23 protein-coding genes are annotated in these 18,846 nt (G+C 66.5%); 9 read left to right on the top strand and 14 right to left on the bottom strand.

Going from position 1 to position 18,846, the window contains the following annotated elements; all coding sequences use genetic code 11:
• The gene (locus tag V474_RS17645; protein ID WP_059152945.1) at nt 1-1,113 is read right to left on the bottom strand and encodes a flagellar basal body P-ring protein FlgI; all 1,113 of its coding nucleotides are present in this window, start codon (nt 1,111-1,113) and stop codon (nt 1-3) included.
• Nucleotides 1,114-1,377: 264 nt separating this feature from the next.
• Here V474_RS17645 and V474_RS17640 point away from each other — a divergent pair, with 264 nt between their 5' ends.
• The gene (locus V474_RS17640; protein ID WP_059152737.1) at nt 1,378-1,755 is read left to right on the top strand and encodes a hypothetical protein; all 378 of its coding nucleotides are present in this window, start codon (nt 1,378-1,380) and stop codon (nt 1,753-1,755) included.
• 30 nt (nt 1,756-1,785) lie between these two features.
• Here V474_RS17640 and flhB read toward each other — a convergent pair whose 3' ends face one another.
• The 5 genes from flhB to flgC are packed head-to-tail and all read right to left on the bottom strand — an operon-like array spanning nt 1,786 to nt 4,808.
• On the bottom strand, nt 1,786-2,859 hold the full coding sequence (gene flhB, locus V474_RS17635; RefSeq protein ID WP_059152736.1) for a flagellar biosynthesis protein FlhB: 1,074 nt from the start codon (nt 2,857-2,859) through the stop codon (nt 1,786-1,788).
• Between the two features lies 1 nt (nt 2,860).
• Entirely contained in the window at nt 2,861-3,640 is a 780-nt protein-coding gene (gene fliR, locus V474_RS17630) for a flagellar biosynthetic protein FliR (RefSeq protein ID WP_059152735.1), read from the bottom strand.
• Between the two features lie 4 nt (nt 3,641-3,644).
• On the bottom strand, nt 3,645-3,908 hold the full coding sequence (locus V474_RS17625) for a flagellar biosynthetic protein FliQ (RefSeq protein ID WP_043973912.1): 264 nt from the start codon (nt 3,906-3,908) through the stop codon (nt 3,645-3,647).
• A 42-nt stretch (nt 3,909-3,950) separates the two neighbouring features.
• Nucleotides 3,951-4,385 (bottom strand): flagellar hook-basal body complex protein FliE, encoded by a 435-nt coding sequence (locus V474_RS17620; RefSeq protein ID WP_059152734.1) that lies wholly within the window; start codon nt 4,383-4,385, stop codon nt 3,951-3,953.
• A gap of 12 nt (nt 4,386-4,397) precedes the next feature.
• Entirely contained in the window at nt 4,398-4,808 is a 411-nt protein-coding gene (flgC, locus tag V474_RS17615) for a flagellar basal body rod protein FlgC (RefSeq protein ID WP_059152733.1), read from the bottom strand.
• A 132-nt stretch (nt 4,809-4,940) separates the two neighbouring features.
• On the opposite strand from flgC, the gene V474_RS17610 reads away from it, so the two are divergent.
• The 4 genes from V474_RS17610 (at nt 4,941) to V474_RS17595 (ending at nt 7,057) form a co-directional block, all read left to right on the top strand.
• Complete coding sequence (locus V474_RS17610) at nt 4,941-5,174, top strand: FliM/FliN family flagellar motor switch protein (protein WP_043973906.1); 234 nt, start codon at nt 4,941-4,943, stop codon at nt 5,172-5,174.
• A 3-nt stretch (nt 5,175-5,177) separates the two neighbouring features.
• Nucleotides 5,178-5,654, top strand: a complete 477-nt coding sequence (locus V474_RS17605) for a FliO/MopB family protein (RefSeq protein ID WP_082699853.1) — start codon at nt 5,178-5,180, stop codon at nt 5,652-5,654.
• A complete protein-coding gene (gene fliP, locus V474_RS17600; protein ID WP_407938349.1) occupies nt 5,647-6,432 on the top strand; it encodes a flagellar type III secretion system pore protein FliP in 786 nt (261 codons plus the stop codon). Before V474_RS17605 ends, fliP begins: the two co-directional genes overlap by 8 nt.
• Before the next feature lie 94 nt (nt 6,433-6,526).
• Nucleotides 6,527-7,057, top strand: a complete 531-nt coding sequence (locus tag V474_RS17595; protein WP_059152731.1) for an MAPEG family protein — start codon at nt 6,527-6,529, stop codon at nt 7,055-7,057.
• 27 nt (nt 7,058-7,084) lie between these two features.
• Here V474_RS17595 and V474_RS17590 read toward each other — a convergent pair whose 3' ends face one another.
• From V474_RS17590 to motA, 3 genes are read right to left on the bottom strand one after another with little or no spacing between them, the layout of a single operon-like run.
• Nucleotides 7,085-7,534 carry a hypothetical protein gene (locus V474_RS17590; protein ID WP_330219650.1) on the bottom strand — a complete coding sequence of 150 codons (450 nt, stop codon included), beginning with the start codon at nt 7,532-7,534 and terminating at the stop codon, nt 7,085-7,087.
• A 4-nt stretch (nt 7,535-7,538) separates the two neighbouring features.
• Nucleotides 7,539-8,405: a flagellar motor protein MotB gene (locus tag V474_RS17585; RefSeq protein ID WP_059152730.1), complete on the bottom strand. Its 867-nt coding sequence runs from the start codon at nt 8,403-8,405 to the stop codon at nt 7,539-7,541.
• Nucleotides 8,406-8,421: 16 nt separating this feature from the next.
• Nucleotides 8,422-9,306, bottom strand: a complete 885-nt coding sequence (gene motA, locus V474_RS17580) for a flagellar motor stator protein MotA (RefSeq protein WP_059152729.1) — start codon at nt 9,304-9,306, stop codon at nt 8,422-8,424.
• Between the two features lie 206 nt (nt 9,307-9,512).
• On the opposite strand from motA, the gene flaF reads away from it, so the two are divergent.
• Nucleotides 9,513-9,878 carry a flagellar biosynthesis regulator FlaF gene (gene flaF, locus V474_RS17575; RefSeq protein WP_059152943.1) on the top strand — a complete coding sequence of 122 codons (366 nt, stop codon included), beginning with the start codon at nt 9,513-9,515 and terminating at the stop codon, nt 9,876-9,878.
• Between the two features lie 31 nt (nt 9,879-9,909).
• Here the strand turns inward: flaF and V474_RS17570 are convergent, their stop codons facing one another.
• The 5 genes from V474_RS17570 to V474_RS17550 form a co-directional block, all read right to left on the bottom strand.
• Nucleotides 9,910-10,800 carry an RNA polymerase subunit sigma-70 gene (locus tag V474_RS17570; protein WP_059152728.1) on the bottom strand — a complete coding sequence of 297 codons (891 nt, stop codon included), beginning with the start codon at nt 10,798-10,800 and terminating at the stop codon, nt 9,910-9,912.
• Between the two features lie 260 nt (nt 10,801-11,060).
• Nucleotides 11,061-12,026 (bottom strand): hypothetical protein, encoded by a 966-nt coding sequence (locus V474_RS17565; RefSeq protein WP_059152727.1) that lies wholly within the window; start codon nt 12,024-12,026, stop codon nt 11,061-11,063.
• The gene (locus tag V474_RS17560) at nt 12,023-12,457 is read right to left on the bottom strand and encodes a hypothetical protein (RefSeq protein ID WP_059152726.1); all 435 of its coding nucleotides are present in this window, start codon (nt 12,455-12,457) and stop codon (nt 12,023-12,025) included. Before V474_RS17560 ends, V474_RS17565 begins: the two co-directional genes overlap by 4 nt.
• A complete protein-coding gene (gene fliI, locus V474_RS17555) occupies nt 12,454-13,794 on the bottom strand; it encodes a flagellar protein export ATPase FliI (RefSeq protein WP_059152725.1) in 1,341 nt (446 codons plus the stop codon). The genes V474_RS17560 and fliI overlap by 4 nt, the downstream gene beginning before the upstream one ends.
• 58 nt (nt 13,795-13,852) lie before the next feature.
• Nucleotides 13,853-14,281, bottom strand: a complete 429-nt coding sequence (locus V474_RS17550; RefSeq protein ID WP_059152724.1) for a flagellar biosynthesis repressor FlbT — start codon at nt 14,279-14,281, stop codon at nt 13,853-13,855.
• A 190-nt stretch (nt 14,282-14,471) separates the two neighbouring features.
• Here V474_RS17550 and flgE point away from each other — a divergent pair, with 190 nt between their 5' ends.
• Genes flgE through V474_RS17535 form a run of 3 tightly spaced genes read left to right on the top strand, consistent with a single transcriptional unit; the run spans nt 14,472 to nt 18,830 of the window.
• Entirely contained in the window at nt 14,472-15,788 is a 1,317-nt protein-coding gene (flgE, locus tag V474_RS17545; RefSeq protein WP_059152723.1) for a flagellar hook protein FlgE, read from the top strand.
• A gap of 29 nt (nt 15,789-15,817) precedes the next feature.
• Nucleotides 15,818-17,911, top strand: coding sequence for a flagellar hook-associated protein FlgK (gene flgK, locus V474_RS17540; RefSeq protein WP_059152722.1), 2,094 nt, complete (start codon nt 15,818-15,820; stop codon nt 17,909-17,911).
• A 10-nt stretch (nt 17,912-17,921) separates the two neighbouring features.
• Nucleotides 17,922-18,830: a flagellin gene (locus V474_RS17535; protein ID WP_059152721.1), complete on the top strand. Its 909-nt coding sequence runs from the start codon at nt 17,922-17,924 to the stop codon at nt 18,828-18,830.
• The last annotated feature ends 16 nt before the right edge of the window (nt 18,831-18,846 follow it).

The following is an 18,846-nucleotide window of genomic DNA, read 5'->3' as shown; positions in this document are numbered from 1 at the left end:
TCACTGCACCGCTATTTCGGCCTGTAGCGCGCCGGCTGTACGCAGGGCCTGCAGGATTGTGATGAGATCGCGCGGGCTGACGCCCAGCGAATTGAGCCCGGCGACCAGCGTCTGCAGCGAGGTGCCGCTATTGAGCACCGCCAGCGAGGCGCCGCTGCCGTCGTCGGCCTGAATGGTGGTGCGCGGGACAATGGCGGTCTGCCCGCCCGAAAGCGGTCCGGGCTGCGAGACCATCGGTGTTTCGGTGACGCTGATCGTCAGTCCGCCCTGCGCGATGGCGACCGGGCTGACCCGCACGTCCGCGCCCATGACCACGGTGCCCGCCGCCTCGTTGATGACGATCCGTGCTGGCTGGTCGACCTGCACCGGCAGGTTCTCTATCCGCGTGATGAGGTCGATGATCGAGGCGCTGCCATAGGGGCGCAGCTCCACCGTGCCCGGGTCCAGCACTTCGGCAGAGCCGGGCGCCTCGCGGTTGATGGTGGCGGCGATCTGGCGCGCGGTGGTGAAATCGGGGTTCTTGAGTGCCAGCTTGAGCGAGTGGGCACTGCGCAGGTCATAGGCGACCTCGCGCTCGATGATGGCGCCGCCGGCGATGCGCGCGGTGGTCATCACGCCGCGGCTCAGCTTGGCCGCCGCGCCCTGCGCCTTGAAGCCCGAGACGGCGACGGGGCCCTGCGCCACGGCGTAGATTTCACCGTCGAGCGCGCGCAGCGAGGAAACGAGCAGGATGCCGCCCTGAAGGCTGGTGGCATCGCCCAATGCGGAAACCTGTACGTCCACGGTCGAGCCGGAGCGCGCGAAGGGCGGCATGGTCGCCGTCACCGTCACCGCCGCGACGTTTTGGGTAAGCATCTGGGTGCCGCGAATGTTCACGCCCATGCGCTCCAGCATGGCCTGCAGCGTCTCCTCGGTGAAGGGGACGTTGCGGATACGGTCGCCGGTGCCTTGCAGGCCCACCACTAGGCCGTAGCCGACCAACTGGTTGGTCCGCACGTTTTCGACGTCGACGATGTCCTTGATGCGCGGCTGCGGCCCGGCGAGCGCGCTCGCAGGCGTGAGCAGCCATGCCGCGAGGGCGGCCAGAAGCATCGAGAGCGTAAGCCTGGGCATCGTGGTCATTATAGGACGAACCGGGCGCAGACCGGGCGCGCGTCATGCGGTTTTCTCGCCGTGCAGAACTTTAGGGGCGGCGGGGCCCCGCCCGGCAGGTTTTGGTGCGGTAGCATGGTGCCAAATACCGGGCGCGCAAGTGGGGCAATTCCACCTCCCTGCTTTCGGACGTTGATCCTGATTATTGCCGAACCTCAAATAGTTAAACACACTATCCGGGGCGGGGCAGCGGCGGGCCAGCCTTGGGGGTATAGCATGAAATCCGTGCATATTGGAGCACTGCTGCTGGGAGCGGCTACCGCCTTGAGCGGGTGCAAGAACGAGGTCGAGGAGGCCGTGAAAAGGAACCTCGTCGCAGGCGCTTCGGCGGAATTCGAATCCGTCGAACAGTGCTCCGGCGACAGGAAGATCTATCACGGACGGGTGAAGGCGGTGAACGAGCGGGGGCCGTTCACCGGCACCGAAACCTTCTTCTACGGCGGCGGCGAGGTGGCCTTTGCCGGCAGCCCATCCTTCACCCGCCTGATGAAATGGTGTTACGGCACCGGAGACCTGGCTGCGGACGAAAGCCAGGACCAGGGCCAAGTCGCACCAGTGGAAGCCGTCGCCGCATCCTTGCAGCACAAGGCTATCCACCAGTAGCGCGGGCGGCTGGGGAGCACGCCCGCGCTGTTACTGCCCCTTTTCGCGGGCGATACGCATCACATAGCCGATGATCTCGGCCACGGCGGCGTAGTGTTCGATGGGAATGGGGTGGTCGATCTCCACCGCCGCGAACAGCGCGCGGGCGAGGGGAGGGCTTTCGAAGATGGGCACGTTCGCCTCGCCGCCTACTTCGCGGATGCGCAGCGCAACCGCGTCGACGCCCTTGGCCACCACGGTAGGCGCGGCGGTGACGCCGTGCTCGTACTTCAGCGCTACGGCGTAGTGCGTGGGGTTGGTGACGATCACGCTGGCGCCGGGCACGGCCGACATCATCCGCCTGCTGGCGCGCTGCATCTGGATCTGGCGGATCTTGGCCTTGATCTTGGGATCACCGTCGGCCTGCTTGTGCTCGTCCTTCACTTCCTGCAGCGTCATGCGCATCCGCTTCAGAAAGGCGCGGCGCTGGTAGATGAAGTCGAACAGTGCCAGTGCCGCCACCAGCAGCACGACCGCGCGCAGCGCCTCGAACGCCAGCCCCGCCGCCGCCGCGCCGATCGCGCCGGGCGCGCGGCCGACAAGCCCGTCCACGCCTTCGAGACGCGGCGCCAGCACCATCCACACGACCAGGCCGATGGCGCTGATCTTGGCCAGGGTCTTGGCGAATTCCACCAGCGCGCGGGTGCCAAACAGGCGCTGGGCTCCGCTGGCGGGAGAAAGCTTGGACCACTTGGGGGTCACCCGCGACCAGCTCAGGGTGGCGCGGCCCTGCAGGAACACGGTGGCGAGCGCCGTGGCCAGCAATACCGCGAAGATCGGAAGCAGCGACAAGGCCGCGTGCCACACCACTCCGGTGGCAAGGTTCTGGGCGCCATCCGCGTCGAGCGGATAGTCATCGGCATTGCCCCAGAGGCGCTTGAGCATGGTGCCCAGCCGCTGCATTGCCGAAAGGCCCAGCCAGCCGGTAACCGCCAGCGCGCCCGCCATCATCGTTGCGTGGCGCATCTCCGGCGCCATCGCGGTTTCGCCGCGTTTGCGCGCATCCTCCAGCTTCTTGGCCGTAGGTTCGTGCGTGCGCTGGTCCTTGTCGGCTTCGTCGGCCATCCTACAGCTTCCACCCGTCCTGCATGAACGTCGCCATCGCGGCGGCAAAGGCGGTCAGCATCGCCCCGATCGACATCGCCAGCACCGATAGGCCCAAGAGCAGGTTGAGCGGCTGGGAGATGAAGAACACCTGGATCGAAGGCGCCACTCGCGCCGCCAGCCCCAGCCCAAGGTTGAACAGCATCCCGTAGAGGATCAGCGGCGCGCAAAGGCTTAGACCCAGCGCCAGCGCCTGTCCCATCACCGAGACGGCGAGGTGCGCGAAGTCCGCCGCCGGGGGCATGCCGCCCACCGGAAACGTCGCGTAGGAGCCGAAGATCGCGGAAATCCACAGGTGATGGACACCGGTGCCCATGCACACCACCACGGCGGCCAGCCCGATCAGGCGGGAGAGCAGAGGGGCCTGGCCGCCCATCGCCGGATCGTTGACCAGTGCCGAGGACAGTCCGACCTGCTGCGCGGCGATGGCGCCGGCGATGGCGGCGGCGCTGAACATGATGCGCACCACCATGCCGATGGCAAGGCCCACCATGACCTCGCCCATCACCAGCAGCGGCAGCGAGATGTCGGACTTCACCGCCGGAGCCACGCGGCCCTCCAGCATGCCGTACATCCCGAAGGTGAAGGCCAGCGCCATCACCAGCCGGATCTGCGGCGGCACCGATTCCTCGGAAAAGGCAGGCAGCAGCATGAGCACCGCGCCGACCCGGCAGAACAGGATCAGGAAGGTCGCCGTATCGATCGGCAGCCGCAGCAGCGTGGCCAGATCAAGCGCGTCCACGGTCTCAGCCCGAGACGATGACGTCGGCGATGCGGTCCATGAAGGCGCCCAGCGCATGGCCGATCATCGGCAGGCTGATCAGCATGACCACGCCCAGCACCAGCAGCTTGGGCACGAAGGTCAGTGTCATTTCCTGTACCTGGGTCAACGCCTGAAGCAGACCGATCACAACGCCGACGATCAGTGCCGCGATCAGCATGGGACCGGCGATGGTCAGCATCAGCATCAGCGCCGCGCGCGCCAGTTCGATGGCCTGTTCGGGATTCATGGCTTGGCTGCGCTCGCAATGACGCGGGACGAGAGCATCGCCCTAGATCTGCATCCGCATGATGTCGGAATAGGCCGAGACGACCCGGTCGCGCACGGCCACCACGGTATCAAGCGCCGTTTCCGCCGCGCCGATGGCGGTGACGACGTCGATCAGGTCGCCCTTGCCGCCGATCTGCTTCACGCTCTGGGTCTCGGCGTTGCGAAGGGAGCCTGCCGTTTCGGAGACCATGGATTCGATCATGCCGCCAAAGCTGCTGCCGCCGGTCTGGGCGCCCAGCGTTCCGCCAAGGCCGCCGATCCCGGGCGCAAGGCCCGGCCCGATGCTGGTAAGGCCCGCGCTTCCGCCGGTAGCTGAACCGGCGCCAAGGCTGGCTGCGCCCAATCCTGCGGCCCCCTGCGTGCCGCCCGAAAGCGGCGAGGCGGCGCGCATGGCCCGGCCATAAGCCGATGCTGCGTCAAGTGCTCCGATCGACATCGCCGGTTATCCTTACTTCAGCAGGTCGATGGTGCGCATGGTCATGCCGCGCGCGGATTCGATGGCGTTGAGGTTGGCTTCGTAGGAGCGCTGGGCGGCCTTCATGTCGGCCGCCTCGATCAACGGGTTGACGTTGGGCTGCTCGACATAGCCTTGCCCGTCCGCCGCCGGATTGCCGGGCTGGTAGATGCGTCCGAAGGCACTCTTGTCCGCCTCGATCGACTTGACTGAGACTTGCGTGGCGCCGCTGGCGCGGTCGACTTCGGCAGCGAACGTGGCAACGCGGCGCCGATAGGGATCGCCTTCCGGCGTCTTAGCAACGGAATCCGAGTTGGCGAGGTTCTCGGCGATCACGCGCATGCGCAGCGCCTGCGCCCGCAGCCCCGATGCCGAGACGTCGATCGAATTGCCCAGTTCCGCCACGAACGCGCTCCTGCCCGCAAATGCCCGCCTACCCTTGGCGGGACCCCTCTCATCCTTATAGGCAATTTTTTCCTAGTGGCGGATCGCTCCTATAAATTATTTCCTATAATCCGCCATGAAAGGAGACGCGCTGTGTCCGTCCTCGAAGGCATTCCCATCGACCTGCAGATCGTGCTCGGATCGACGAGCATTCCGATCCGCCAGGTGCTCAAGATGAGCCGCGGTGCGATGATCCCGCTCGACTGCGGGCAGGACGATCCCACGCGCGTCTACGTCAACGACCGCCTCGTCGCCGAGGGCCGTATCCTCGTCAACGGCGAGGCGATGTCGCTGGAGATCACCCATGTCGTCGAGCGGGAACGCTGAGGCGTGGATGCATGGCAGCTTTTGCGCACGCTGGGCGCACTCAGCGTCGTTCTCGGCGCGCTTTGGGGCGCGCTGTGGGCGGTGCGCCGTTTCGACCTGACGGTGGATGGCAAGGGTCTTGGCAAGTGGCTGGAAAAGTTTGGTAATGCTGGACCTGAGCGTCGTCTCAAGGTGGTCGAAAGGCTGTCGATAGACCAACGCCGCTCGGTCGTCCTGCTGCGCCGCGACGATACCGAGTTCAGCCTGATGATCGGCCCGGAAGGCGTGGTGGTGCTGGACACCGCCCGCGCCCCGGCGGCGCCCGCCCTTGCGGCGCCGAAACAAGAAGAGGCGACTTTCGCTTCGCGGGTTCCCGCTCTGCCCGAGGTCGGGTTCGCACAAGGCGACATCCCCGATCCCGCGCCGTCCAGGTTCGGCCTGAAGGCCGCCGCCGCCCTGCATCGCTTCGCGCGCACGACCGAGATTACCCCCGATGTCTGAAGCCTTTGCTCGCCCATTCCGCTCGGTCCGGAGTGTGAAGCGCTGCGCCGCGCTTGCCGGGGCGGCGCTGCTCCTCGCCCTGCCGGAAGCCGCTTTGGCACAGGCTGCGGCGGCGCTTACAGGCGGCGGAGCGGGCGGCGGCGGCATGACGAGCCGCGTACTCCAGCTCGTCATGATCATGACGGTGCTTAGCCTCGCGCCGGGCATCCTGATGACGATCACGTCGTTCACGCGCATCGTCGTCGCGCTGTCGCTGCTGCGTTCGGGGCTGGGCGTGCAGGGCGTGCCGCCGAACCCGATCGTGATCAGCCTGGCGCTGTTCCTGAGCTTCTTTGTCATGGCGCCGACCTTCGATGCTGCCTGGAAACAGGGCATGGAGCCCTACAACGCGGGTACCATCAACGAGACGCAGGCGCTGGAACGGGCAAGCAGGCCGTTCCACTCCTTCATGCTCAAGCAGGTGCGCGAGGACGACGTGAAGCTGTTCGTGCGCCTGTCCGGCAAGACGCCGCGCACTCGCGCCGAACTGCCGATGACGACGCTGATGCCGGCCTTCATGATCTCGGAACTGCGCCGCGCCTTCGAGATCGGCTTCCTGCTGCTGCTACCGTTCCTGGTGATCGACCTTGCCGTGGCCGCCGTGCTGATGGCGATGGGCATGATGATGCTGCCGCCCGCCACGATATCGCTGCCGATGAAGATCATCTTTTTCGTGCTGGTGGACGGGTGGGCGCTGGTCGCCGGATCACTGGTGAAGAGTTTCGGCGGACCGGGCTAAGCCGGGGAAGGGCAGTTCGGAAGTCCTCGCATCGCGGTAGTCAAAAGGCCCTGTTTCGTCCATTCTGTATGGCCCCACCATGAGGGAATGGCGGATGACGGCGATGCATGACTTCAGGCAGGAGCAGCGCGGTGTTGCATGGGCGATGGCCAGCGCGCTCGTCCTGACGATCGGCATAATGGGCGTTGCCCTGATGATGGATCATGGCGCGGCAGTGCCGTTCGTTTCCCGTTTGCAGTTCGCCATCCGTGCCGATCTGCTGGTGGTCGCCTGGCTGGCGGCGGGGGTCGCGAATGTTGCCCGTCTGCGCTTCTTTTCCGAAAGCGACATTGCCGGCAGCGGCGGTGGACCGGGGTCGGACAAGGTTCGGGTCGCCGGAGCGATACTGCAGAACACGTTCGAGCAGGCCAGCCTTGCCGTCGCCGCCCACCTGATCGTCGCGGCAAGTTTCGATCGCTCCAACGCGCTGATCGCGGCGCTGGCTGGTCTTTTCGCCGTTGGGAGGCTTCTGTTCTGGCTGGGCTACAGGCATGGCGCCAAGGGCCGGGCCTTTGGGTTTGCGCTTACTTTCTACCCCAGCGTCCTTGCCTTGCTGGCTTCGGCTGCCGTGATCGCGCGCGGGTGATCCGCGCCGCGAAATAGCCGCTGGCGCTTACGCCGGAGAAGCCCGCGTCACCGCCACCGAACGCACCACATCCTTGCCGTATACTTCGAGCGCTGCGTCCATCACCACCTTGCGAAACGCGGCAAGCCCGGGGACCAGCCCGTCCGGCCCGCTGGCGAGCGGGCTGCGGTAAGTGCGCAAATTGATCGCGTTGAGCAGCAGGGGCAGTTTCGCGCCGACCTCGTCACTCGCGTCCTTGGGCACTTCCAGCTGGCATTCGAAGGTGACGTAGCCCGACAGGCGCCCGTCCGCGAAGACGAGCGGGGCCAGGATCTCGCCAGCCGGCACGAACGCAGTCTCGACTTTCGTATCGGCCTTGCCATGCGCGGCGCCGCCCGCAAACTGCGGTAGATAATGCGAGACGCCCCATGCCCCGGCCCCGCCGACGCCAAGCCCCGCGATCACCGCAACGACGCCGATACCTATGCGTTTTATCATGGCCTCAGAACTTGAAACTGGCGTCGCGGGGCAAAGCGCCCGCCTGCGCCATGACGACGATGGTGATGCGGCGATTTTCCGGGCGGTCGGGCGCCTCGGGATAGACTGGCTCGGTGCCCGCCTTGGCGACGACTTCGGAGAAGTGGTCCGCCGGCAGTCCGGCCGCCACCATCGCCGACCGCGCGGCAAGGGCGCGCTGGGCCGAAAGGTTCCAGTTGGCCTCGCTGTCGCCGCCGCTGCCATCGGTGTGGCCTTCGATGGCGATGCGGGCGTCGATGCCCGCCAGCTTGCGAGCCGCACGGGCCAGCATGGCCTTGGCGAAATCGTTGAGCTGCGCGGTGCTGCCCTTGAACATCGAGCGCTGCGGGCTGTCGATCAGGTGGATGCGCATGCCTTCGCGGCTGGGCCGCACGTCGATGTTTTGCTTGCCCTGATCGGAATCGAGCGGGGGTTCCAGTTCCACCCGCATCTCTTCCGCCATGACGCGCAGCGCCGCTTCGGGCACGTCGGCCGTGCCCCCGCGCGATACGCCTTCGGCGCCCGCTTCTGCGGCAGGCTGCCCGCGTGCCTCGCTGTCGGAGGACTGGTCGTTGCGGCCATGGCCCCCCGCGCCCGGCTGCGCACCGGGGCGGTCGCTCAGCGTGGTCGAAAGGCTGTTCTTCTGGGTCTCGGGCGTGAAATATTCGGCCAGCCCCTTGAGCTGGACTTCGTCGGGGTTGGCCAGCAGCCACAGCAGCATGAAGAAGGCCATCATCGCGGTCACGAAGTCCGCATAGGCGACCTTCCACGCACCGCCGTGATGGCCGCCGCCGACCACCTTCTTCACCTTGCGGATTACGATCGGGCGTTTGTTGGGGTCTTTTCCAGCCATGGCCTAGCGCGCCGGGTCAGGCCGGAGCGGCATTGAGCTGTTCCTTCACCGCCTCCAGCGCCGCTTCCATCTGCTGGAAGCTGGGCGCGTAAGTCGACGGCGTCATGCGGCGGGCCAGTTCGATGGCCACTTCGGTGGGCTGCTCCTGCGCATGGCCGATGATCGCGGTCTTGACGATAAGGAAGGGCTTGAAGTCGGCGTCGATGATCTGCTGCAGCTTCTGCGCGATCGGGCCGACCAGGCAGTAGGCCAGCAGCACGCCCAGGAACGTGCCGACCAGCGCGCCGCCGATCATCGCGCCCAGCACTTCGGTGGGCTGGTCGATCGAACTCATGGTCTTGATGACGCCCAGAACGGCGGCGACGATGCCGATGGCGGGCAGGCCGTCGGCCATCATCTGGATCGCGTGCTGGGGGGCCATTTCCTCGTGGTGATGGCGCTCCATGTCGCCTTCCATGGCCTCGGCCAGCTGGTGCGGGTCCTCGAAGTTGACGGTCATCATGCGCAGGTAGTCGCAGATGAACTCAATCAGCTCATGGTCCTTCAGCAGGCTGGGATAGCGCGAGAAGATCGGGCTTTCGGCAGGCGCGTCCAGATGCGGTTCGATGGCATTGGCGCCGCCTTTGCGGAACGTCGCCAGCAGCGTGTAGAGCAGGGCCAGAAGGTCGCGAAAGTCGGCCTCCTTCCAGCGGTTGCCCTTGAACACGCGCACCACGCCGGCCCAGCTCTTCTTCAGCGTCGTCATCGAATTGCCGAGGACGAAGGCGCCCAGCGCGGCGCCGGCGATCGCCATCATCTCATGCGGAAGCGCATGGAAGATGACCGTCATGCTGCCGCCCGACATCAGGAAGCTGCCGAAGACGCACAGCAGGATGACGACAAGGCCGACGATGTTCAGCATGAAAAGGAAGTCCGCAAATTGGGGACCGCGCGCGCGGTCTATGGCTTAGTTATAGGACGCTGCGCCGGGATGCGGTGCGATGGGCGCATTTTCCGCCGCCGGTGTTTGAGACGCGACCGGTTCGCCTTCGATCGTCCTATATGAGAAAGGCGCCCGGCCGAGTGCCCCTCTCGGCCATGGTGCATCGAAGCCGGAGCCTGCCCGCGATGTCCGTCAATGCCTATGTCCGCGCCCAGAAAGTCGCCGCCACGCCGCGCAGCACGGAATACCGGCTGATGAGCGAGATCACCGGCGAGATGATCGCCGCGCGCGATGCCGGGCTTTCCGGCGTGAAGCTGGCCCCCGCGCTTCACCGCAACCGGCAGGCATGGACAATCTTTCGAAACTTGTGCCAGTCCCCCGAAAACGGTTTGCCAGACGAGCTGCGGGCCGGGATCATCTCGCTGGGCCTGTGGGTGGACAAGTACACTTCGCTGGTGATTACCGGGCGCGAGGCGATCGACGAACTGATCTCCGTCAACCGCGCCGTTATCAGCGGTCTTTCAAACGAAAACGGCGGTACACCGGCCTGAGATCTGGCCTGATACCGGCACCCGCGGAAAGTCAGTGCGCGGCGAGCATCGCCTGCCGGTATTCGGCCATGAGCGAAAAGCGCGGGTCCATCACGGCAAGGTCGCTCATGGTCTTGGCTGCTCGTTTGGCCACCTGACGCACGCGTTCGCGGGCCAGCCCGGTTTCGTCCTCGCCCAGATCGAGCGGCGGAGCGGTTTCGAAAAGGCGGCCTTCGACGACCTGCCGGTTGTGTTCGAGGCGCTGCTCCAACTCCGTCAATTCCGCCGGATCGAGGGGCGCGCGGCCCGGACGACGCACTGGCGGCGCTGCGGAGGCGTTGTCGGGGCGCTTTACCTTCAGCGGTTTGGGCTGAGAGTTGTGGGCACGGCGGCGAATGCGTTCGAGGCCGGAATTGCGCAGATGTTCGACGTAGCTTTCGGTCAGCGCATTCATCGCCGCCTTGGCAAGGTAGTCGGACGCCCCGGCCTCCGTGCGACCCAGCGCGTCTTCGTCGGCGATGGCGGAAAGGATCGAGAGGCCCTCGCCGTCCTCGCCGCCGGTGATCGCGTCGAGCGAGACGGTGGTTGCCTCGACCTTGCGGGCCGACGGGCGCTGGTCGGTCATGACGCGGAAGCGCAGGCTCTGCAGTTCGCCGCGGATTTGCCAGTTCACGAAGGTCGTGAACTGGGCCTTTTCAGGCTCGTAGCTTTGGATCGCGCGATGGACGGCGATGGCGCAGCATTGCTCCGCATCGTCCCAGTGCCCGGCAAGGCCGTACTGGCGGATGAAATGGCGGATACGCGGCGCGATCAGCTTGAGAATCCGGGCAAAGGCATGATCGACACAGGCGCGCTGGCGGCGGGTCTGTGCAGTGCCTTCCGGCGGCGTGTTGTCCCTGACCGTCGCGACTGATGCCTCGAGGGCGGCAGTGATCTTAGACATGACGAACCCCTGCGGCGCGCGGGGCCCCTTGCACCACGTCCACTAAACGAGAATCTATTCCTATAATTTGGGAACCAACAATCCTATATCGGAGTTATCCACTAGCGTGCGATGACGTGCTGATGCGCCAGTGCGGTCGCGGGCGTCGGATTTTGCCCGGGCGTTGGCCCGGTTTGCCTTCAATCAAAGGCTTTTTTGCTCATCGCCAAGGCGGATTTCGCGTTCCGGTCCGGCCCGCGAAAAAAGTAGGGCCTCACCCGTCAGCCAAATTTTTCAGGGCGCACATGGCGGCCCACGTAATCGAGCAGCCATGTGCGGTGCGCTGTGACCGCGCTGCCCGCCTTGGCAATGCGGCGTTCGGCATCCGCCCCGCCGACTTGCGCATTGAGCAGCCGGCGCGCGCGCTCAGGCTCAAGCCCGCCCGCAAGGAAGCGCCGCGCATCGCCGAGGCCCAGGTGATGACCAAGATAGGCGGCCCGCGCTACTTCCGAAACCTCGCCGCCGATCCGCAGGCCCGATCCGCGCAGTGCTTCGACATTGGCGCTGGCATAATCGGCCACGGCCTCGATCGAGGCGCGCGGATCGTACCGCAGCGCCAGCAGGGCCGAGCGGTTTTCGGACTTTACCTGCCCTTTCGTATTAAGCCACCCGTTGGCCTGCGCCGTAGTGTTGAGCCAGGTGCCGGCGCGTTCGGCCTCGCCCTCCCAGCTCTTGCTCAGGAATTGGCCAAGTCCTGCCGCGCTCGATCGGGGGTTGCGTGAATAGGGTTGCCAGGTGCCCCCGGCGCCCTTGGCCGCCTCGGCGTCGACAATCGCGGCGAGCGCGGAAGCCGGGATTCCACTGCGCGCGGCGGCGGTGTCCAGCATCCCGGCATAGCGCGCATTCGGGCCGTCCTGCATAGCGGTCACGGCCTCGTCTCCGACGGAAAGGGCAGAGGGATTGTCCGCAGCCTCGCTCGCAACGGGCGTCGAAGCGGCTGACACGGTATGCGCCGCGGGATCGAGCATTGCCAGAAGCCGGTCCAGCCCGATTGTTTCGCCGGCCGGTCCCACCGCCACCTGCCCGGCCACCGACTGCGCACGGCTATCGTCCTCGGCCGAACCGAGGGCAGCGCGCCAGAGCCGGCCCGAAAGCTGGCCTCGCGCCTCATTGTAGATGAGGTTAGCCTTTTGCGCTGCCGTCAGGTTGGCCGCGCCGACGCCGGGGGACTGCGGCCCGTCGATCATCGCGGGTTCTCGCGCCTGATCGACCGGCGCGCCTTGATAAACGCCACTGCGCCCAGATCGTCGCTCGCGGACTGTTCTGCGCTGGCCTCGAGCCGGGCGGCGTCGCGGCGGTAGTCTTCCGCCGCCGTTTCGATGCTGCGCAACGTGCCGTAAGCATCGATGGCCACTTCGCGAAGTTGCTCGATCCTTTCCTGCACCTGAGCCTGAAGGACGCCAAGTTCGCGTCCTTGCCCGCGCATCCGGCCCTGCCATGCCAGCGAACACAGCGTGAGTTCCGCCGCGACCTGTGCCTCGCTGCGCAGCGCGGCGCGCAGCCTTTCGCGCTCATGTTCCAGCACGCTCAGTGTGCCGGTTTCAGTGCGGATTGCGGTGCTGACTTCGTCGAGTTCGCGTTGGCGCACGCGCATCGCGGCGTCGTAAGGCGTCTTCATGGCGAACCTTCCAGAATGGCGGCCAGCGCTGCAAAGTCCTGCGCGGCGAAACTGCGTGCCAGGCGGTCCTGCTGGAGCAGGCCTTCGATACGCGGGGCGATGGCGACGGCGCGGTCTACTTCGGCGCTGGAGCCCGCACGGTACGCGCCGAGGCGCACCATCTCCTCCATGTCCTTCCACGTCGACAGTTCGCGCCGGGCGGCCAGGCGCAGGGCGTTGTCCTCCGCGCTCAGGCAATGGGGCAGCGTGCGCGAGACCGAGCGCAGCACGTCGATCGCGGGATAGCGCCCACGCTCGGCGATCTGGCGGGTGATGACGACATGGCCATCGAGGATGCCGCGCACCGCATCGGCGACCGGCTCGTTGTGGTCGTCGCCGTCCACCAGCACCGTGAACAGCCCCGTGATCGTGCCTTGCGGCGCCGATCCTTGCACAGCGGCGCCCGGCCCGGCCCGCTCCAGAAGGCGCGGCAGTTCGGCGAAGACGGTGGGGGTATAGCCCTTGGTCGCGGGCGGCTCGCCCCCGGCCAGGCCGATCTCGCGCTGGGCCATGGCAAAGCGAGTGACCGAATCCATCAGGCACAGCACTTCGCAGCCTTCGTCACGGAAATGCTCAGCCACCGCGAGCGTCGTCCATGCGGCCTGGCGGCGCAGCAGGGCCGGCTCGTCCGAGGTGGCGACGACGACGACGCTGCGAGCAAGGCCCTCCTCGCCAAGGTCGTCCTGAATGAATTCCTGCACTTCGCGGCCGCGTTCGCCGATCAGGCCGATCACCGCGACGTCGCATTCGGTCCAGCGCGCCAGCATCGACAGCAGGGTTGACTTGCCCACGCCCGATCCCGCGAACAGGCCCAGGCGCTGGCCCCGGCACAGCGGTGCGAACAGGTCGAGCGCGCGTACCCCGGTTTCGATGCGCGACCCTACTCGTGCGCGCGAGGACGCGGGCGGCGGTGCGGCCTTGATGCGGCGCTGTACCGGGCCTTGCGGCAATGGCCCCTTGCCGTCGACCGGCCGGCCCAGCCCGTCCACAACCCGGCCCAGCCATCCGGCCGAGGGGCGCAGGCCCGCCTGTCCGGCGGAAAGATCGGCGCGAGAGCCGGAGGCGATGCCCTCCGGTTCGTTGAAGGGCATGCAGTGGGCGATACCGTGGTCCAGCCCGATCACCTCGGCCTCGACGTTGCCAGCTTGCGAACGCAGCGTCACGCGGGAGCCGATGCGGGCGGCGCCGGCAAGGCCGTCCACCTCGATCAACGCGCCGCGCACCGCGACGACCCGGCCGTAGCGCTGGTCGGGTGTCTGCATGCGCAGGCCTTCGGCGGCGGAGGCAAGGCTGCTCATCGCGCCTGCGTAGCCGTTTGCAGTGGCGAAAAGGGGATCATTCCCGCGCGCCCTCCCGTCAGGCGGCGGGGGTGGTTGCTTCGGGGGGCTGCGCGGCGGGGAGGCGGGCCAGAGCATCGGCCTCATAGGCTATCAGCCAACGGCATTCCGCCAGTGCCTGATAGAACTGGCCGGTCGCGACCTTCTGCGCGAAGTGAACGCATACCCCCTTCGCTTCCGGCGATTCCAGCGCCGTCATCAGCGCTTCGAGGCGTTGGAGCAGGGTCTGCTGGTGGCGGGCGATGTCGGCCGGGTCGATATAGGCCATCATGCAGGCGAAATAGAGCTGCTTAGCCGGAGTATCGGCGTCCTGCGGCTTCATCACCTCGCGCCCGCGCAGGATCGTCGCCTCGTTTTCGAGGACGAGATCGGTGCGGCCGACCGCGCGCAGGACCGCGCCGTTAACGATCACCGGCTCTCCGTTGCGAAGCGAAATGCGAAGCGTCATGTCCAGCCCAGCCCTATTTTAGACCCGTGCATTATAGGATGAAAAACGCGTCCGCGCGCGGCAGGTGGGCAAATTTTGCCGCCTCCTTCATTTTCCTGCGGGCAGGGACCGGCGGATGAGATTTCTTCCTACAATGCCTGTGTCCGGTCCCGCGAGGCTGCTGCCCGTCCGCACGCACAGGAGAATACAGATGAGCCTCTATTCCGCTCTTTACGCCGGCGTTTCCGGTCTCAGCGCGCAGTCGAGCGCCATGGCAACGGTTGCGGACAATATCACCAACGTGAACACGATCGGCTACAAGGGCGTCTCCGCGCAGTTCGAGACGCTGGTCACGGGCGGCAGCCTGAGCAGCAGCTATTCCGCCGGCGGCGTCACCGCGACGCCCAAGGCGCTGATTTCCAAGCAGGGCCTGCTCCAAGCATCGAGCAGCCTGACCGATATCGGCATCGACGGCTCGGGCTTCTTTGTCGTACGCTCCAGCCCGGATGCGGGCGGCACCACCGCTTACACGCGCGCCGGATCGTTCACCACGGATTCCTCGGGCTATCTGCGCAACACCGCCGGGTATTACCTGATGGGCTGGCCGCTCGATGCGACGGGCTCCTACGTCAACAACGGTAGCGAGGCATCGTTGCAGCCGATCCGCCCCAACGCGCTGACCGGCGCGGCAACCCCGACCACCGCTATCCAGCTGCGCGCGAACCTCGATTCCACTGCGGAGCCGGTAACCGGCTACACCGCAGGCGATATGAGCGACGGTACTCTCTCCCCGCAGTTCTCGCGCTCGGTGGTGGTCTATGACGCGCAGGGCACCTCGCACTCGCTGACGTTCAACTTCGCCAAGACCGGCGCGAACACCTGGGCCACCGAAGTGACGGGCGACCCGGCCGAGATCGCCACCATCGGCGGCGGCAATGCCGTCCCCGCTTCCGGCCTGCTTGCCAGCGGCACGATCAGCTTCAATGCCGATGGCAGCCTCAACCTGGGTACCGCGCAGTCGCTGCTGGGCGATCTCGACATCACCTGGTCCAACGGCGCCGGCTCCACCCCGATCAGTCTCGACATGGGCAGCAATGCCGGGCTCGACGGGCTGACCCAGTTCGGCAGCACTTCGGCGCTGCTGTCCTCGACCGTCGACGGCGGCATGCTGGGCACGGTTGCCTCGGTGAAGATCTCCGACAAGGGCGTGGTCAGCGCCGTGTTCGACGATGGCACCTCGCGTCCGATCTACCAGCTTCCGCTGGCAACCTTCCAGAACCCGGACGGGCTGACGCGCATCAGCGGCAATGCCTATCTCGTTTCCGAACAGTCGGGCAACGTGGCCATCAACGAGCCGGGCACGGTCGGCGGCGGCACGCTTTCGGCCAGCATGCTCGAAGCCTCGAACGTCGATCTGGCGGCGGAGTTCTCGAACATGATCCTGTTCCAGCGCGCCTACTCGGCCTCGTCCAAGATCATCACCACGGTCGACGACATGCTCCAGGAAGTGAGCAACCTGAAGCGCTGAGCCCGGCGGCGATCAAGGCGGCCTGACCCGTGTCCATCAACTCGATCCTCAGTTCCGCCATTTCGGGGCTCTCGGCCTCGCAGGCCGGGATGCAGACGGTCTCGACCAACATCGCGAACGTCAACACCCCCGGCTATGCGCGGCAGAAGCTGGCGCAGAGCGCATCGGTCGCGGGCGGCAACGTCAATGGCGTGGTCGTCGGCGAACCGGCGCGTGTGGCGGACAAGTTTCTCGAGAACTCGGTGTACCAGCGCGCGGGAACGGCCGGGCGAACGGACGCGGTGTCCAACTATCTCGACCGCCTGCAGTCGCTGCTTGGCTCGCCCAGCAGTGATTCGGGACTGGCGGCTCGGCTGACGGCGATCTCCAGCTCGGTTTCCGCGATCGCCGGCTTGCAAGGCTCGCCCGAGGCGATCGCCCAGTTCACGGGTACCGTTTCCGATACGATCGATACGCTGAGCGGATTGCAGGGCGACGTGGCCAACCTGCAGGCGGATGTCGAGAGCGAGGTTTCGGACACGGTCGGCCGGGTCAACGTGCTGCTGAGCAAGATCCACGATCTCAACAACGAAGTCTCGCGCCTGCAGGGCCTCGGCCTCACCACGTCCGGCCCGGCGGATTCGCGCATGTCGGCGCTGGAGGAACTGAGCGGCCTGGTCGACGTCAGTGTGCGCGAGCAGCCGGACGGGCGCGTCACCATCGACACCGCCTCGGGCCAGGTACTGCTCGACAAGCGCCTGCGTCAGTTGAACTATGCCTCGGGGGTCGCCGTTTCCCAGGCGAGCTATGCCCCGATCGACATCCGCTTCACGAATGCCGATGGTTCGATGGGCGCTTCCACCGGCGAGAAGATCGATTCCACGGCCGTCGGCGGCAAGCTGGGCGGCCTGCTCGACATGCGCGACCGCGCGCTGCCGAATTTCTCCGAGCAGCTGGGCCAGTTGTTCAGCGGCCTTGCTGAAACACTCAACAAGGTCTCCAACGAGGGCACCACGCTGCCCCCGCCGCAGACCCTGACCGGGCAGGCCAACGGGTTGGTCGGCAGCGACCGGCTCGGCTTCACCGGCAAGGCGACGTTCGCGGTGCTGGCGAAGGACGGCACGCTGGTGGCCAGAACCACCGTCGATTTCGGCGAGCTGGGTTCAGGCGCCACGGTGGATGACGCGGTGGCCGCGATCAACGCCGGCCTCTCGCCCATGGCGAGCGCCAGCATCGAGGACGGCGTTCTGTCCATCGCCGCCACGTCGAGCGCTTACGGCGTCGCCGTTGCGCAGGATGCCGATGCCCCGAGCGACCGCGCCGGGGTGGGATTTTCGCAGTTCTTCGGCCTCAACAACCTTGTCCGTTCAGGCGACAGTGCGCTGGGCCCTTCCGGCTTCACCGCCGAAGATCCCCACGGCTTCGGCGCAGGCGAAACCGCGCAGATCGTGCTGCGCGACGCCGCCGGCAAAGTGCTCGCCACCCAGACGCTGAGCGGGGACACCGGCTCGACCTGGGGCGAACTTGTCGGCGCGCTGAATTCCGGCGCGCTGGGCGCCTTTGGCAGCTTCGCGCTCGACGAGCGGGGCCGCGTCGCCTTTACACCCAAGTCCTCCAGCGCCGGGGCGACGATATCGATCCCCTCGGATTCGACGGATCGCAATGGCACCGGCCTGTCGTTCTCCGCGCTCTCGGGCCTCACCGGCGCGGCAAGCGGGCTGCGTACCGCCGAAGTCCCCGCCGCGATCCTGAACGATACCACGCGCCTGCCGCTGGCCCGGCTGCAGCTGGACGCGGCGATCGGCACGAAAGCGATCGGCGCGGGCGATATCCGGGGCGCCAACGCCTTCGTCGACGCGCTCGCCGCCACCGCCGATTTCGGCAAGGACGGCAGCTCCACGATCTCCAGCTTCGCCAGCCGCCTGCTGGGCAGCGCAGGCTCTGCCGCCTCGCTGGCGAAGACCGCCGCGGACGATGCCTCGGCCCGCCTGAGCGATACGGTGAACCGGCGCGATTCCTACTCCGGCGTCAATATCGACGAGGAGCTTGCGCAAATGGTGGTGCTGCAAAACAGCTATTCCGCCGCGGCGCGGGTGATGACCACCGCCTCGCAGATGTACGACACCCTGCTGAACATGCTCTGAGGACACGACGATGACCCGCGTAGCCACCGTTCCGCTGCAACAGACGCTTTCCAGCGCGATCCAGCGTTCACAGCAGAGCCTCGCCACCAGCCAGTTGCAACTGGCGACCGAGAAGAAGGTGAACGACTACGCCGGTCTCGGCCTGGATGCCGTGCGCACGCTTTCCGCGCGCTCGATGCTGGCGACCCAGGAAACCTACAAGACCAACATCAGCCGCGTCTCGACCACGCTTTCGCTATACCAGGCGAATCTCGAGCAGATCGACGGTTCGATGGCGGACCTGCGCGAGGAACTGTTCAGCGCGGTGGGCACGGGCAATTCCCCAGGCCTTCAGGAAATGATCGAAGACGCCTTTTCAGGCCTGCGCGCCTCGCTCAACGCCGAGGAGGGCGGCGTGCCCCTGTTTGCCGGTTCGCAGACCTCGGACACCCCGTTCATCCCGCAGACCCTCCAGGACACCGTCGGGCTCGACGCGGCGGACGCATTCGGCAACGACGGCGTGCGCCAGTCGACGCGGGCAGGCGAAGGCGTGGACGTGGCATATGGCATCGGCGCCAGCGACGTGGCAGGAAAGCTCATCCCCGCTTTCCGCGCTTTGGCGGAAGCCGGCCCCTTCGGCGAAACCCTGACCGACGACCAGAAGGCAGCCATTACTGCCGCGCTTGACCTGCTGGACACCGGCATCACCGGCGTGCGCTCGGTCAATGCCTCGAACGGCCGCAAGCAGGCGCAGGTCGAAACGCTTGCCACCCGCGCGGAAGACCGGGTTGACCTGCTGACCAGCGTGATCGGCTCGGTCGAAGATGCCGACCTGGGGCAAGTCGCCATCGACATCACCCAGAGGCAGACGATTCTTCAGGCGAGCTACTCGGTCTTTTCGCAGCTCAGTTCGATGTCGCTGGTGAACTTCCTGGACTGATCCGGGTTGGGCTGAG

This window comes from Novosphingobium barchaimii LL02 (assembly GCF_001046635.1).
Lineage (GTDB): Bacteria > Pseudomonadota > Alphaproteobacteria > Sphingomonadales > Sphingomonadaceae > Novosphingobium > Novosphingobium barchaimii.
This window is presented reverse-complemented; position numbering and strand designations above follow the sequence as displayed.